At 38.7% G+C, this 14,047-nt stretch carries 16 protein-coding genes; 11 read left to right on the forward strand and 5 right to left on the reverse strand.

What is annotated here, in order from left to right; genetic code table 11:
• Nucleotides 1–26 precede the first annotated feature (26 nt).
• From I593_RS04020 to I593_RS04030, 3 genes are all read left to right on the forward strand, one after another.
• A complete protein-coding gene (locus tag I593_RS04020; protein ID WP_016166286.1) occupies nucleotides 27–296 on the forward strand; it encodes a YARHG domain-containing protein in 270 nt (89 codons plus the stop codon).
• A 43-nt stretch (nucleotides 297–339) separates the two neighbouring features.
• Nucleotides 340–759 carry an HIT family protein gene (locus I593_RS04025; protein WP_016166287.1) on the forward strand — a complete coding sequence of 140 codons (420 nt, stop codon included), beginning with the start codon at nucleotides 340–342 and terminating at the stop codon, nucleotides 757–759.
• Nucleotides 760–1,010: 251 nt separating this feature from the next.
• On the forward strand, nucleotides 1,011–2,126 hold the full coding sequence (locus I593_RS04030; protein ID WP_016166288.1) for a porin: 1,116 nt from the start codon (nucleotides 1,011–1,013) through the stop codon (nucleotides 2,124–2,126).
• 40 nt (nucleotides 2,127–2,166) lie between these two features.
• On the opposite strand, the gene I593_RS04035 is transcribed toward I593_RS04030, so the two are convergent.
• Both I593_RS04035 and I593_RS04040 read right to left on the reverse strand, forming a co-directional pair.
• Nucleotides 2,167–3,567, reverse strand: a complete 1,401-nt coding sequence (locus I593_RS04035; RefSeq protein WP_026441169.1) for a methylenetetrahydrofolate reductase C-terminal domain-containing protein — start codon at nucleotides 3,565–3,567, stop codon at nucleotides 2,167–2,169.
• A gap of 147 nt (nucleotides 3,568–3,714) precedes the next feature.
• Entirely contained in the window at nucleotides 3,715–4,185 is a 471-nt protein-coding gene (locus I593_RS04040) for a DUF6231 family protein (RefSeq protein WP_016166290.1), read from the reverse strand.
• Nucleotides 4,186–4,216: 31 nt separating this feature from the next.
• Between I593_RS04040 and I593_RS04045 the strand changes: the two genes are divergently transcribed.
• Nucleotides 4,217–5,089, forward strand: a complete 873-nt coding sequence (locus tag I593_RS04045) for a DUF2797 domain-containing protein (RefSeq protein WP_016166291.1) — start codon at nucleotides 4,217–4,219, stop codon at nucleotides 5,087–5,089.
• 52 nt (nucleotides 5,090–5,141) lie between these two features.
• On the opposite strand, the gene I593_RS04050 is transcribed toward I593_RS04045, so the two are convergent.
• From I593_RS04050 to I593_RS04060, 3 genes are all read right to left on the reverse strand, one after another.
• A complete protein-coding gene (locus I593_RS04050; RefSeq protein WP_016166292.1) occupies nucleotides 5,142–7,010 on the reverse strand; it encodes a SurA N-terminal domain-containing protein in 1,869 nt (622 codons plus the stop codon).
• A 131-nt stretch (nucleotides 7,011–7,141) separates the two neighbouring features.
• The gene (locus tag I593_RS04055) at nucleotides 7,142–7,414 is read right to left on the reverse strand and encodes an HU family DNA-binding protein (protein ID WP_004697018.1); all 273 of its coding nucleotides are present in this window, start codon (nucleotides 7,412–7,414) and stop codon (nucleotides 7,142–7,144) included.
• A 168-nt stretch (nucleotides 7,415–7,582) separates the two neighbouring features.
• Nucleotides 7,583–7,993 carry a phasin family protein gene (locus tag I593_RS04060; protein ID WP_042069161.1) on the reverse strand — a complete coding sequence of 137 codons (411 nt, stop codon included), beginning with the start codon at nucleotides 7,991–7,993 and terminating at the stop codon, nucleotides 7,583–7,585.
• A gap of 247 nt (nucleotides 7,994–8,240) precedes the next feature.
• Between I593_RS04060 and I593_RS04065 the strand changes: the two genes are divergently transcribed.
• The 7 genes from I593_RS04065 to hscA all read left to right on the forward strand — a co-directional run bounded on the left by I593_RS04065 (nucleotide 8,241) and on the right by hscA (nucleotide 14,044).
• Nucleotides 8,241–8,891: a hypothetical protein gene (locus I593_RS04065; RefSeq protein WP_016166294.1), complete on the forward strand. Its 651-nt coding sequence runs from the start codon at nucleotides 8,241–8,243 to the stop codon at nucleotides 8,889–8,891.
• A 112-nt stretch (nucleotides 8,892–9,003) separates the two neighbouring features.
• Nucleotides 9,004–9,480 (forward strand): Rrf2 family transcriptional regulator, encoded by a 477-nt coding sequence (locus I593_RS04070; RefSeq protein WP_016166295.1) that lies wholly within the window; start codon nucleotides 9,004–9,006, stop codon nucleotides 9,478–9,480.
• A 1-nt stretch (nucleotide 9,481) separates the two neighbouring features.
• Nucleotides 9,482–10,699, forward strand: coding sequence for an IscS subfamily cysteine desulfurase (locus I593_RS04075; RefSeq protein WP_016166296.1), 1,218 nt, complete (start codon nucleotides 9,482–9,484; stop codon nucleotides 10,697–10,699).
• A 101-nt stretch (nucleotides 10,700–10,800) separates the two neighbouring features.
• A complete protein-coding gene (gene iscU / locus I593_RS04080; protein WP_016166297.1) occupies nucleotides 10,801–11,187 on the forward strand; it encodes a Fe-S cluster assembly scaffold IscU in 387 nt (128 codons plus the stop codon).
• Nucleotides 11,188–11,223: 36 nt separating this feature from the next.
• Complete coding sequence (gene iscA, locus I593_RS04085) at nucleotides 11,224–11,544, forward strand: iron-sulfur cluster assembly protein IscA (protein WP_016166298.1); 321 nt, start codon at nucleotides 11,224–11,226, stop codon at nucleotides 11,542–11,544.
• A gap of 90 nt (nucleotides 11,545–11,634) precedes the next feature.
• Complete coding sequence (gene hscB, locus I593_RS04090; protein ID WP_016166299.1) at nucleotides 11,635–12,150, forward strand: Fe-S protein assembly co-chaperone HscB; 516 nt, start codon at nucleotides 11,635–11,637, stop codon at nucleotides 12,148–12,150.
• Nucleotides 12,151–12,184: 34 nt separating this feature from the next.
• Entirely contained in the window at nucleotides 12,185–14,044 is a 1,860-nt protein-coding gene (gene hscA, locus I593_RS04095; RefSeq protein WP_016166300.1) for a Fe-S protein assembly chaperone HscA, read from the forward strand.
• Nucleotides 14,045–14,047 lie beyond the last annotated feature (3 nt).

A 14,047-nucleotide genomic window follows, 5' to 3' on the forward strand; every position in this document is an offset into this window, starting at 1 on the left:
CTGTTACAAACCGTGAGGAAACTCTTATGAGTAAGTTGCTTATTGCTTGTCTTGCTGGTCTATCTACCCTTATTGGTGCAAATACTTTGGCTGCTACGCCAGAGCAAGAGTGTCAAAAACTCAAGAATGATCATGATGTCATCTATGCATCTAAAGGTTTCTGTTTTAAAGACCCTGAAGCAAAAGCAAAGTTTGGTAATGACAATTGCTATACTACCAAACCTAAATTTTCAGACAAAGAGCAGCAACGTCTTGACGAAATCAAAGCTCGTCAGAAAGAATTAAATTGTAAATAACCACCAAGCTTCTCCTTAAATGGAGACTGTTAAAGGAATAATTATGGCTTACGATGATCAAAATATTTTTGCAAGAATCCTTCGTGGAGAACTTCCTGCAATTAAAGTCTATGAAGATGATCAGGTTCTTGCTTTTATGGATATCATGCCGCAAGCTGAAGGCCACACCCTAGTCATTCCTAAAACTCCAGCTATAAGCTTACTTGATCTTCCTGCCGAAGCTGCCGCCTATACCATTCAGGTCACACAAAAAATTGCACGTGCAATAGAAAAAGCACTGGGTGTAGATGGCATTATCTTAATGCAATTAAGTGGAGTACCTGCTGGACAAACTGTTCCACATGTCCATTTCCATCTCATTCCGACCAACGTGCATCATTTAGGTAAGCACGCTGCACAAATGGGTGATCAAGAAAAGATTAAAGCTCAAGCTGAAAAAATTAAAGCTGCTTTAGAATCTTAAGTTGATAAGCTACAGATTAAATGGAGCCCGTTGGCTCCATTTTTCATTTAAGGTAAAAAATAAAATAAAAACTGAGCGTTATCCAATCACATCGCGTCATCAAACTGTCATTTAGTTTTCACTTTGCTGTCACAAAGTTTACAGATACTGCATAGCAAGTTGGTGAGCTATGTAACGAATTGTACAGAAGCGAGCTGAAAATAAGAGTTTGTAGGCACTTGCCATAAAAATCGTGTTTTGGAGAAATCTCAATGAAAAAATTGCTACTTGCTGCAGCAGTGACAACTTTAAGCTTAAACGCAGCACAGGCAGCGCCAACATTGTACGGTAAACTAAACGTATCGATCGACAATGTTGATAACAAAAATTTTGATGGCAAGAGTGATGTAACTGAAATCAACTCTAATGCTTCTCGCTTTGGTATTAAAGGTGAAGAAAAGCTAACAGAAAAATTATCTGCAATCTATTTAGCTGAATGGGCAATCGCAACTGATGGTTCTGGTTCAGACACAGACCTTAGCGCACGTAACCGTTTTATTGGTTTAAAAAGTGATGGTATTGGCGCATTAAAAGTAGGTAAATTTGACTCTTACTTCAAGACTGCGGCTGGTAACAATCAAGATATCTTCAACGACCACACAATTTTAGATATCACCAATACCATGTATGGTGAAGAGCGTTCAAACAATGTCGTTGGTTTTGAATCTGACCCTAAATTACTTGCAGGCTTATCATTCAACGTAATGTTCCAACAAGGTGAAAGTTCTTCTAGCGTAGTAGCGGGAACAACTGGCAATAATGATAAACGTGATGGTTTTGGTGATGCTGTTTCAGCTTCATTAAACTACGAAAATAAAGATTTAGGTCTAGCCCTAGCAGTTGCTGGTAACTCTGGCATTCAAGGTAAATACAATGCATATAGCTTAAAAGATATTTACTCTGATGCTTACCGTGTAACAGGTTCTTATGACTTCGCTTCAATTGGTGTGAAAGGTTTGGTACTTGGCGGTTTGTGGCAACATGCTGAACCAAAAGACGACTTAACTGCTTATGACACTGGTAAAAAAGATACAAACGGTCAAGCGATTCTAGCTAACTACAAAGGTCTAGAAGAAGATTCGTGGATTGCTGCTGTTACTTACAAAATTGGTAACACTCCTTTTGCTGTGAAAGGACAATACCAATCAGCAAAAACTGCACGTGATGGTCATGATGATCGCACTATTGACCAGTATGGCATCGGTTTAGACTACAAAATTAACAAGCAAGCACGATTTTACGGCATCGTAGCACAACAAAAACGTGATTGGTTAAGTGATGACGACAAGCGCACTGTGATTGGTACAGGTATGGAATACAATTTCTAATCCTCACCAATTTTATAAAAAACACGCTTAGGCGTGTTTTTTATTTAGGATTAAACCAATTCACCCAAGAACTTGTGCCGCGTAATTCTATAGGCACTGTGTCAATTAAGCGTTCTTTTAATATCGCTATTTGGTTAGTCTGCTCTGCCAAACGCGCTTTAACCGAGTGAATACATTCGCGATCTCCAAATTCACACCGGTCCAAAGTAGTTCCACCACAAGGACCATTCGCTAAGCCTTTTGGACAAGTTTCAGGGCAAATATATAAGGTGTCCGCTAGACGACATTGACCGCAACTTTCACAACCGACTACCCCATGTTTAGACAAGTATTCAGACTTTATAAGTAATTTATTAGCAAAATACCCCGACCAAAGCTTAGGATTAAAAAGTTTGCGTCCTACGTTCCTCGCAATCTTGGAATCAAACATTGAATCATGCATAAACTGCATACTTTTATATTTGAGCATTTGCTCTGAAGACACTTTCTTTTGAAATACATCAGATTTAGGCTTAAGCTCATCACCCGATTTCAATTGATGCAGTTCACTCCAAATCTGCATGCACTGCTCAAAACTAAAATCCTGAAAACGCTCAAGCGCCTGTTCTAATTTTTTTTGCTCTTCGGCCTTATGACAGGCAGATAAATGCACTCCAGCAAATCCCCAAAAACGACAAATTAAAATCTGCAAAGCACAACGTGCATAAACATTTTGTTCTGCAATGACAGCATCTACACTCTGCTCGTGTTTAAGCAACTGTAAAAGATGCGGAGTTAAAACAATACCTGCAACTTTATGCTTAACCATAAATTCTGCTCGCGCCACTGTTAATGGCATGACGCAGGCAAATAAATCCAAACATGAAGGCAGTTTATTTAAATATTGCTTGGCTTCTTTTAACGCGTCCAAATCAAAGCCTAACTGCGTGACAACGTAGTCTGCCCCAGCCTGTACTTTCTTATCTAATTTAAAATATTGAGCATCGTGCTCAGCTTTTGCATATTTAAATGGATTCAGCGCCACCCCAACTTTTATTTGAGGCGCAAGCTTTTTGGCCTGCATTACAGCATTTACAGATTCTAAATAACGCGTCCGTGGCAAATTTACATCTTGACCATCTTGATGATGCTTTAACTTATCACCTGTCAGTAACAATACATTAGAATATCCTTGCTCCTGTATCGCCCGAATAAATTCATTAAAATCTGCTATGTCTCGCCCTTTACCCGAAAAATGTAAAATTTTTGGAATCTCAGCAGCATAATTTTGAGCAATTGCTAATGGCTCAGGATCATCATCACTACGTACACGATCAGCAATCGTCATGGTCACTGGGTAGCCAGCTATGCACGATGGCACAAGTTGTGCGTGCTTAGTCGGCAAGTATTCAAGAAAAATAGAAAAAGGCTGATTTTGCAAGGAATCAGTAAGTAAAGGCATCATATCAGGAAGATGTGTGACAAATGTCAAAAAAGAAAGCAGCTTATTATAAAAGATGAAAATGCTCATTGGCAAAATAAATAATGAGCTTGTACAAACTTAAAAAAGTACAAACTCATTTTTATAATTATTCCCTAAACGGAAAAATTACCAGCGAAATTTATTCCAGTTCTCAGGATTCGCCCAGTATTTAGAGTTAAACCAATCTGGGACATGTTTGTAGTTTAAAATGTTGAATTGCCAGATTGCCAAATCATTACCCTGTGCTGACTTTTCAATAAGTTGGGTAAAACCAAGCGAGCGCATTAATTTATTATCTTGCTCTGTCGCGACCACAACCAACTTTTTCGCCATTAAATCACGTAGCTTCACTAAAAATTGTGCCTTGGTCACATCTGATAAGCTGCTCATCTCTAAGTTATCTAATACAACAAAACCCAAATCATACCGCTGAGTAAAAGGCAGACTTAGCAACTCAGTTACGTTAAAATAAGCCCAACGAATTGATTGATTCTGGTCATATTGTTCTAAATTTTGGCCAATACACAATGCAGTTTGAATAGGCTGTTCCTGAGATAAATCGTCTAACATAAAAGTGATGACATTCTGTTCAGCCATAACTGCATCCTTAATATTGAGTGAGCTTTTCATGGAACTACAAGGCATTTGTCATAAAATGCAAGCAGGTCTCAAAGACCTTAGTGTAACTGATCAACAGACTCGCAAGGCAAATGTTGAATATAAATTTATCTTAGATCGCGCAGAAATTGAGCTTCCATTCAGTTTAGGTCAAGAAATCGAGTTGGAGTGGACTGGAAATATTTACTGTGTTTCTTGTGGCAGTAAAACACCGAAGTCTTATTCTCAAGGGCATTGTTTTAAATGTTTTAAAACCAAAGCATCTTGCGACATGTGTATTATGAAACCAGAAACCTGCCACTATCATCTAGGTACATGCCGTGAAGATAGTTTCGCGCATGAAGTATGTTTTCAACCGCATATCGTTTATTTGGCTAATTCCAGTGCATTGAAAGTCGGAATTACCCGTCTTGGACAAATGCCTACACGTTGGTTAGACCAAGGTGCTACTCAGGCTCTTCCAATTATGAAAGTGAGTTCTCGTCGCTTATCGGGTCAACTCGAAATCATGTTTGGGACTCAAGTTGCTGATAAAACTGACTGGCGCAAACTTCTTAAAGGTCAAGCTGAACCTATCAACTTACTTGAAGTACGTGAACAACTGATAGAAGAATTTGCACCTAAAATTCAAACCATTCGTGATGAATTTAGCCAAAATCTTGAATTTAACGAAAGCGTTGAACTTCTGGAAAATGAACAACCTCGTGAGTTCATTTATCCTGTCGAACATTACCCTGAAAAGATTAAGTCACACAATCTAGATAAGACTCCGATCATCCGAGGGAAATTACAGGGTATTAAAGGTCAATACTTACTGCTCGATACAGGTGTGATTAACATTCGTAAATATACAGGCTATGAAATTATTCTTCGGGCTGAATAATCTTATAAGCATAAAAAAACCAGCCTAGGCTGGTTTTTTTTATTACTGTCGTCTATTTAATTTTCGCTTGGCTCTTTAAATATTGAGTATAGTCATCAAGTTCTTGCTGACCACGAAGTTGTTGATAAAGCTTCGTCAATTCTGCCAACTGTTCTGGTGTCAGAGCATTTGCAGCAGTTTTGTTCACATTAGAAATTGCAACCACAACAAACTCATTTGGTAATGACGCTGTTGTTACTGACCACATGCCTGCTTTAGGTGCTGGAACACTGAATGCCGCACGTTCAATCTGGCGTTTTAAACCTTGTGAGCGCGTAAACACACCTGCATCTTCAAAACTTAATTGATTTTTAGCAATTACTGTTGCAGCTGGTTGAGTTTTAAATTCATCCAATGCTTTTTGAATTTTTGCTTTAGCCGCAGCCGTAGCTTTCAACTCAATCAATTTTGCTTTCACGCGCGCGCTTGCTTCAGCTAGTGTTTGTTCACCAGCTGCATGATAATCACGTACTTTTACCCAAACAACATCGCCATTCGCTAATTGGATGTTACTTGAAGCATTACGGTCACCACTTTTCACATCATCATTAAATAGTTTAGCTTTTACATTTGCTTCGCTTAAAACTGGATGCTGCATGCCTAAAGTTAAACCTTTGATTGATTGAACCTGCACACCTTTAACTTCTTGAGCTACGGTATCGAGTGCATCACTACCCACTACCATTTCATTCAAGTTATTTACGGTATCAGAGAATGCATTTGCCATTTTCGCTTTTTGTACTTCAGCAATTAAACGTGGTTTTTCAGCTTCAAAAGATGGCAACTTAATTGCTGGCGCTTCAGCAGAAATAATGTGATAACCGTATTGGGTTTTCACTGGCGCTGAAACCTGACCTGATTTTAAAGACGCAACAGCTTTATCAAATGCATCGCCAAAGACACCCTTCTCATAGGCAGCAAGAACCCCACCTTTTGATTTTGAGTCAGTGTCATCAGAATACTTTTGAGCAGCATCTGCAAAACTCATACCTGCTTTAATTTGTGTAGCCACACTATCAGCTAATTTCTTCGCATCAGCATCTGAGCGCGAATCAGCCGTAATAAGAATATGCTTCACTGAAGGCTTAACTGTAGACTTTTGAGATTCAACAAATTTTGCATAAGCTTGTTGCAATTCTGCATCCGTAACCTGAGCATTTACCGCAGGTAAGTTCGTTGGGCTAAGCAACACAAAATCGACGTCGACACTTGCAACTTGTCTAAATGCATTTTTATGCTTGTTATAATAATCAGAAACTTCTTGCTGACTAACTTGAATGCCTTTTTTATAATCATCAAGTTTGATACTTGCCAAATGAATAGTACGTTGCTCAGTTTGCAAATTCGCAATTTGCTGAATATCAACCTTACTCACCAAGGCATAATCCATCACCATTGACGACATCATCTTCAAAGCATGATCTTGACGTAAATTTTCAATCAATGCCTGGCTTGTTAAACCCACTGATTTTAAATAATTCGCATAAAGCGCTTCAGAAAACTTGCCGTTTTCTTGCAAGCTTGGTTGTTGTGCAATCATTTGCTCAATTTGAGCATCGCTCAATGAAATGCCTAATTTTTCTGCTTGTTGTAATAATAAGTTACGTGCAATCAATGATTCTAAAGCTTTATCTTTAATAAAAGACTGATTCAACAATGTTTCATCACCATTTACATAAGATAAGTACTGCTGACTATACGACTTCGTCGCGTTTTCCAGCTCTTTATTGCTAATTTCTTGCCCATTCACTGTTTTTGCAGTGTCCTTAGAACTACCACTACTAAAATATCCTTCAATACCTACAAGTGCTAAAGGGGTCAAAAACAAAATGAGCAAAACTTTGCCCAACCAGCCCTTAATAACTTTACGAAAAGATTCCATAAGTATTCCAATATTTTATTTGTGCCGCATTTTACCCGAAAACCTGATATGAATGAATGCGTTTAGACATCAAATCAGCATTATTAATAAAAAACGCGCCAAGGAGGCGCGTTTGGTAAATCGTTAAAAGATTAAGCTACAGAATCTTTTAAACCTTTACCTGCTTTAAAGCTAGGAACTTTGCTAGCTTTAATTTCAAGAGTCGCACCAGTTTGTGGGTTACGACCAGTACGAGCAGCACGTTCTTTCACATTGAAAGTACCGAAGCCAACAAGCGTAACTGTATCACCAGATTTAAGTGCTTCTGTGATTGAAGCAATTGTCGCGTCTAAGGCTTTACCTGCGTCAGTCTTAGACAATCCCCCTTTTTCTGCAATTGCATCAATTAATTCTGATTTATTCATGAAGATGAAGTCCTCTAATATCGTTTATTTAAGGTTCAAGGATATAGTTTAAATTACCATAACGCCTTTATAGCAATGCTTTAGGGGAGAACGCAATACTCCTCTTGAGCTTTTCTACAAATTTAATCGCAAATTTACTTGGAAAAAATAGCAAACTTCCGAAATCTGTCATTTTTTATCAATTTTTGCTTTCAGTTGTTCATTTTCTATAATCAAAGCATCAACCTTACTATGTAATTGTAAAATCAAACTTTCCAAATGCTGAATATCTTTTGCTGTAACCAGACCGATCCGATTTAAAGAATGATGCACACTGTGATCAATCAGTTTCTCCACTTTGTCTTTAGTATCAACGACTGACTCTTTAGCTTTCTCTGAAACTTTTTCGACCGTTTGGTCAGCAATTTCCGTTGTTTTAGACTCAAGCTCTTCACCCACTTTAACCAAAGAGTCAAATAACTTATTCCCTTCTTCTTCAGCTCTTGAAAAAGCTCCCAAACCTGCCAGCCAAATCTGTTTGGTATATTTTCTAAAATCCAGCCCAGCTTTTGATCGATGACGGATACGCTCTCTTTGCATATCATCCAATGCCGAAACTCCATCTTCATTATTCTCTGTTTTTGTCGTTTTATTCATTCGAGCTACTCCAGCTTATTTTCTGTCCCATTCACACAACAACCGTATAAATAAACTCATAATAGCAAACTTAACACTTGATCGATTTGCAAAACTGTTCTACAAAGCAGGTTTAATATGCAATTAATTTCAGTCCTCAAATATATACAATGAGATAGGACAATTTGTTTACCCGCAAGGATTAGGTTTTATGAGCGATTCGCAACAAAGACAAAATCAACCACATTTGTTGCTGACAACATCCATGATTGTTTTAGAAACGATTTTTACTTTTATTGTTAAACGCGATCCTGTTGTTGCATTACAAGCTAAAAAATTTATTGAACAGAAAGTTGCGATCAAAATTAATAGCTATGTTCCCTATTTCGACTTTTATGTGCAATTTAATGAGCATGGCATCCTATTTGATACTAAAGCACCTGAGAAACCTGTGGATCTTGACGTCAGAACCACACTTATGGATCTCGTCAAAATTTTTGTGTTTGCAAATCGACGCAGTATTAAAACGATGCGTATAGATGGTGATATTGTACTAAAAGATGAGTTTCGTGATTTAGTATTGCTTTTTAGCGCCCCTAAAGTACTTGCTGACTGGAAACAGTGGTTCCTACAACCCGCTGATGATGAAAAGAATATTACCTCCTCCAATAAACGTGTCGCGCCACTTTTAGAGAAAATTGACCAGCAACGCTCTAAAATAAATTCACTTCAAGTCGAGGTAAAACAATATAAAAATCGCATCCGCCGCCTAGAACAAAAGCAAAAGCGTATTAATGCTGCCTTTTTTGTAACCACAGTACTTCTTATTACTTTATTTGTGTATAATGTTTGGCTTTCATAAATTACTATTTTTACTATTAATTAAAACAAAATAAATGGTCTTAAAAAAACTTGACTATTTTAGTCAGGATTCATAGAATCTACACATCTAGTCTAAACATGTGTATCGAATCATGCGCTTAACAACTCGCGGTCGCTACGCGGTGACTGCTCTACTTGATCTAGCTTTGCAGCCTACTGAACAAACGATCACTCTAGCCGAAATTGCAGCTCGCCAAACTATTTCCGTTGCGTATCTTGAACAACTTTTTGCCAAGCTAAAACGTCATGGATTAGTTTCTAGCGTTCGTGGTGCGAATGGTGGATATCACCTTGCTCGTAGCGCTGAAGACATCACTGTGTTAGAAATTATTGAAGCTGTAAATGAAACTGTAGATGCAACACGTTGTGACCATAAAGGCAACTGTCAAAATGGTGCAATGTGTTTAACACATGATTTATGGCAAGAACTCTCTCACCACATTGCCGATTATCTCGCTAAAATCACACTTGCTGATCTTGTAGCCCGCGACAACGTACAAACCGTTGCCATTCGTCAAAATACAGCATCATTTGATTCAGCCCTTTTATCGGTTACAGGTAGTATTTGAAATGAAACGTCCGATTTATCTTGATTATGCAGCAACCACTCCTGTAGACCCTCAAGTTGCAGAACGCATGATGGAATGTTTAACTTTCGAAGGTACTTTTGGCAACCCAGCTTCTCGCTCACATGCATATGGTTGGCAAGCTGAAGAGAAAGTTGAATACGCACGCGAACAAGTTGCGAATTTAATTAAAGCAGACCCACGTGAAATCGTGTGGACTTCTGGTGCAACTGAGTCTGACAACCTAGCATTAAAAGGTGTAGCTCAATTTTATGCTTCTAAAGGTAAGCATATTATTACCAGTAAAATCGAACATAAAGCAATTTTAGATACTTGCCGCGAATTAGAGTCGGAAGGTTTTGAAATTACTTACCTTGAGCCTTTACCACAAACAGGTTTAATTACCCCTGAAATGGTTCAAGCTGCAATTCGTCCAGATACTATTCTTGTTTCCCTCATGATGGTAAACAACGAAATTGGTACTGTGACTGATGTTGCTGCAATCGGTGAAATTACTCGCGCCAACAAAATTTTCTTCCATGTTGATGCTGCGCAAGCTGCGGGTAAAGTTGAAATTGATCTTTCTACTTTAAAAGTAGACTTAATGAGTTTCTCTGCTCACAAAATTTATGGTCCTAAAGGCATTGGCGCATTGTTTGTTCGTCGTAGCCCTCGTGTACGCTTAAAAGCACAAATGCATGGTGGTGGTCATGAGCGTGGTATGCGTTCTGGTACTTTACCAACACACCAAATCGTAGGCATGGGTGAAGCATTTGAACTCGCAGGCAAAAACTTGACTGCTGAACAAACTCGCTTACGCGCACTACGTGACAAACTTTGGAATGGTTTACAAGATCTTGAGCAGGTATTCCTTAATGGTCACCCAACTCAAAACGTTGCAAACTACCTCAATGTCAGCTTCAACTTTGTTGAAGGTGAATCATTAATGATGTCCCTCAAAGATGCTGCCGTTTCTTCTGGTTCGGCATGTACATCTGCAACTTTAGAACCATCTTATGTACTTCGTGCATTAGGTCTTTCTGATGAGTTGGCTCACAGTTCAATTCGCTTCAGCTTTGGTAAATACACTACCGAAGAAGACATTGATCATGTGTTAAGCGTGACCCGAGCTGCTGTTGATAAGTTACGTGAACTTTCTCCGCTTTGGGATATGTATAAAGAAGGTATTGACCTTTCTACAGTCGAATGGGCTGAACACTAATTCTCTGCTTTCAATGAGATCATTTCGTATGATCTCATTGATTAAACCGAATTTAACCCCATATTAATATTAACGCTGACCCCGAGGTTTGGAGAAGCATCATGGCATATAGTGAAAAAGTAATTGATCATTACGAAAACCCTCGTAATGTAGGTGTTTTAGACAAAAACGCTGAAAATGTTGGTACTGGTATGGTTGGCGCGCCAGCTTGTGGTGACGTTATGCGTCTTCAAATCCAAGTTAACGACGAAGGTGTAATTGAAGAAGCTCGCTTTAAAACTTATGGTTGCGGCTCTGCAATTGCATCAAGTTCGTTAGTGACTGAGTGGTTAAAAGGCAAAACCTTAGACCAAGCACAAGCTATTAAAAACATTGATATCGCAACTGAGCTTGCACTTCCACCAGTGAAAGTTCACTGCTCTGTACTTGCAGAAGATGCAATTAAAGCTGCTGTTGAAGACTATCGCAACAAGCAGACTAAAGCTTAATTGTTTCAAAATCAGTGAAAGAATAACGGAGTTTTCATGATCAATTTAACTGAAAATGCTGCAACTCATATCAGCAATTACTTAAAGAATCGCGGTAAGGGTGAAGGTATTCGCGTTGGCGTGAAAACTTCTGGCTGTTCAGGCTTAGCATATGTACTCGAATTCGTTGACGAAGTTGATGCACATGATGAAATGTTTGTACAGTTCGGTGTTAAAGTCTTTGTAGATCCAAAAAGCTTAGTCTATCTCGATGGTATGGAAATGGACTATGTGAAAAATGGTCTGAACGAAGGCTTCGAGTTTAACAACCCGAATAAAAAAGGTGAATGTGGTTGCGGTGAATCTTTCACTGTTTAATAGCCCTACCGCCTTTCTTTTTTAAAACAGTGTCTTTACACTGTTTTAATTCTATTTATTTACATGAAATTATTGCGGATCCCATCTTCCATGAATCATTTTGAGTTGTTTAACCTTCCAGTAGCGCTCGATATTGATTTAGCAAGTTTAAAAAGCGAATTTTTAAAACTGCAGCAACAATATCACCCTGATAAAGCTGAAGATAAAGATCAAGCCTTGATTAAATCAAGCGAAATCAATCAAGCATTCAAAGTTTTATCTCATGTCGATAGCCGTGCTGGTTATTTGTTAGCTCTCAAAAAACAAGATCATCATTTAGATCAATCAATTAATGATTTTGAATTCCTTCAATCTGCGCTAGAAATACGCGAACAGCTTGATGAAGCATCTTCGACCGAAGATCTTATCTCGCTAAAAAAAGAGGTTTCGCAATGGATTGACGGTTTAGTTCGTGAATTCAAAATCGATTATACCGATGAAGATTGGGCTGAAGCACGTGACACAGTCAGAAAATTACGCTTCTTTCAAAAAGTCATGCTCGATATCGACAAAGCTGAAGATCGTTTCTTGGATGATGATAGTTTCGATCTTGATGATGATTTCTAATTTTTTAAATTTTACTGCTCAAAGGATGTAACGCATGGCACTCTTGCAAATTGCAGAACCGGGGCAATCAAGTGCACCTCATGAACACCGTATCGCGATTGGAATTGATTTAGGCACAACCCACTCTTTAGTCGCAACTGTGCTTTCAGGAAAAGCCAAAGTTCTTAACGATGAACAAGGTCGAGTGTTACTTCCTTCAATCGTTCATTACGCTCCACATCAAGCCCATTATGGTGACGATGCAAAACCTTTTATTACCACAGATCCTAAAAATACTATAGTTTCTGTTAAACGGTTTATGGGACGTTCTAAAGCTGACATTAAATTTCAACACCCCTACACACTTGTGGGTGAAGATCATCAAATGCCTGCATTTGAAACTGCACAAGGTCGCAAAACACCTGTTGAAATTTCTGCAGAAATTTTAAAACAACTGAAAGACCGTGCTGAAGAAAGTCTTAAAAATCCAGTTAATGGTGCTGTTATCACAGTTCCTGCTTATTTTGATGAAGCTCAACGCCAAGCAACACGTGATGCTGCTCAACTTGCAGGCTTAAATGTTCTTCGTTTATTGAATGAACCAACAGCTGCGGCCGTTGCTTACGGTTTGGATCAAGAAACCAATTTAGCAACAGATCGTAACTATGTGATCTATGATCTAGGTGGTGGCACATTTGACGTTTCTATCCTTCGTTTTTCGCAAGGCGTATTCGAAGTTTTAGCAACAGGTGGACACACAGCATTAGGTGGCGATGATCTTGATCGTCTGATTGTGAAATGGGCAAAAAAACAATTAAACATCGAACTTCTTGATGATGCTGAATATGCACATTTCGTTGTCGCTGCTCGCAAGGCAAAAGAAGCGTTATCTGATGTTAATGAAGTTGAACTCAAACTTCTTGATCAGTCACTACAGCTTGATCGCCCTACTTTTGAATCAATTATTCAAATTGCACTTGATAAAACCATCAGTGTCTGTAAACGCGTCATGCGCGATGCTAAATTAGAACTTGATGACATTCAAAATGTAGTTTTAGTGGGTGGCTCTACACGTTCTTACGCTGTACAAAAAGCGGTTCAAACAGTATTCAACCAAGAACCGCTATGTACCATCAACCCAGATGAAGTAGTCGCAATTGGTGCATCTATTACTGCCAATCAATTAATTGGCAATTCGACTGATGGCTCATTGCTTTTAGACGTTACCCCTCTTTCTCTTGGCTTAGAAACCATGGGGGGCTTAGTTGAACGCCTAATTTCTCGAAATACCGCTATTCCTGTTGCACGTCGTCAAGAATTCACTACATATCAAGATGGTCAAACAGCCATGTTAATTCATGTAGTACAAGGCGAACGCGATCTAGTTGAACATTGTCGTAGCTTAGGTCGTTTTGTGCTACACGGCATCCCACCGATGACCGCTGGACAAGCTCGCATTGAAGTGACCTTCCAAGTCGATGCAGATGGTTTACTCACAGTGGCTGCAAAAGAAACCACGTCTGGTGTACATGCGCAAATTGACATCAAACCATCTTATGGTTTATCTGAAGCAGATACCGAACGACTATTACTTGATGGTTTTAAATATGCTGAAGAAGACAAAAATCTTCGTCATCTTCAAGAAACCAAAGTTGAAGCACAGCGTGAACTTGAAGCATTAGCGCAAGCCCTAAAAGTTGATACCCATCTTTTAAGCACTGAACAGCTTGACCAGCTAAATACTGCTAAGACTCAACTAGAGACTCAGCTAAAAAGTGATGATATCAAAGCTATTGAACAATCAATCGAACAGCTTAAAATACACAGTGATAATTTTGCCGCATTACGTATGAATCAACATATTGATGCTGCATTAAAAGGCACTAAACTCGAAGACTGGTCAAACTCAAACTAATTA

The sequence above is a fragment of the Acinetobacter tandoii DSM 14970 = CIP 107469 genome, from assembly GCF_000400735.1.
Classification (GTDB): domain Bacteria; phylum Pseudomonadota; class Gammaproteobacteria; order Pseudomonadales; family Moraxellaceae; genus Acinetobacter; species Acinetobacter tandoii.

Excerpts from the sequence above, each read along its gene's own strand:
- I593_RS04020 (WP_016166286.1), top strand. The coding sequence starts at position 27 with ATGAGTAAGTTGCTTATTGCTTGTCTTGCTGGTCTATCTACCCTTATT.
- I593_RS04025 (WP_016166287.1), top strand. The coding sequence starts at position 340 with ATGGCTTACGATGATCAAAATATTTTTGCAAGAATCCTTCGTGGAGAA.
- I593_RS04030 (WP_016166288.1), top strand. The coding sequence starts at position 1,011 with ATGAAAAAATTGCTACTTGCTGCAGCAGTGACAACTTTAAGCTTAAAC.
- I593_RS04035 (WP_026441169.1), bottom strand. The coding sequence starts at position 3,567 with ATGCCTTTACTTACTGATTCCTTGCAAAATCAGCCTTTTTCTATTTTT.
- I593_RS04040 (WP_016166290.1), bottom strand. The coding sequence starts at position 4,185 with ATGGCTGAACAGAATGTCATCACTTTTATGTTAGACGATTTATCTCAG.
- I593_RS04045 (WP_016166291.1), top strand. The coding sequence starts at position 4,217 with ATGGAACTACAAGGCATTTGTCATAAAATGCAAGCAGGTCTCAAAGAC.
- I593_RS04050 (WP_016166292.1), bottom strand. The coding sequence starts at position 7,010 with ATGGAATCTTTTCGTAAAGTTATTAAGGGCTGGTTGGGCAAAGTTTTG.
- I593_RS04055 (WP_004697018.1), bottom strand. The coding sequence starts at position 7,414 with ATGAATAAATCAGAATTAATTGATGCAATTGCAGAAAAAGGGGGATTG.
- I593_RS04060 (WP_042069161.1), bottom strand. The coding sequence starts at position 7,993 with ATGCAAAGAGAGCGTATCCGTCATCGATCAAAAGCTGGGCTGGATTTT.
- I593_RS04065 (WP_016166294.1), top strand. The coding sequence starts at position 8,241 with ATGAGCGATTCGCAACAAAGACAAAATCAACCACATTTGTTGCTGACA.
- I593_RS04070 (WP_016166295.1), top strand. The coding sequence starts at position 9,004 with ATGCGCTTAACAACTCGCGGTCGCTACGCGGTGACTGCTCTACTTGAT.
- I593_RS04075 (WP_016166296.1), top strand. The coding sequence starts at position 9,482 with ATGAAACGTCCGATTTATCTTGATTATGCAGCAACCACTCCTGTAGAC.
- iscU (WP_016166297.1), top strand. The coding sequence starts at position 10,801 with ATGGCATATAGTGAAAAAGTAATTGATCATTACGAAAACCCTCGTAAT.
- iscA (WP_016166298.1), top strand. The coding sequence starts at position 11,224 with ATGATCAATTTAACTGAAAATGCTGCAACTCATATCAGCAATTACTTA.
- hscB (WP_016166299.1), top strand. The coding sequence starts at position 11,635 with ATGAATCATTTTGAGTTGTTTAACCTTCCAGTAGCGCTCGATATTGAT.
- hscA (WP_016166300.1), top strand. The coding sequence starts at position 12,185 with ATGGCACTCTTGCAAATTGCAGAACCGGGGCAATCAAGTGCACCTCAT.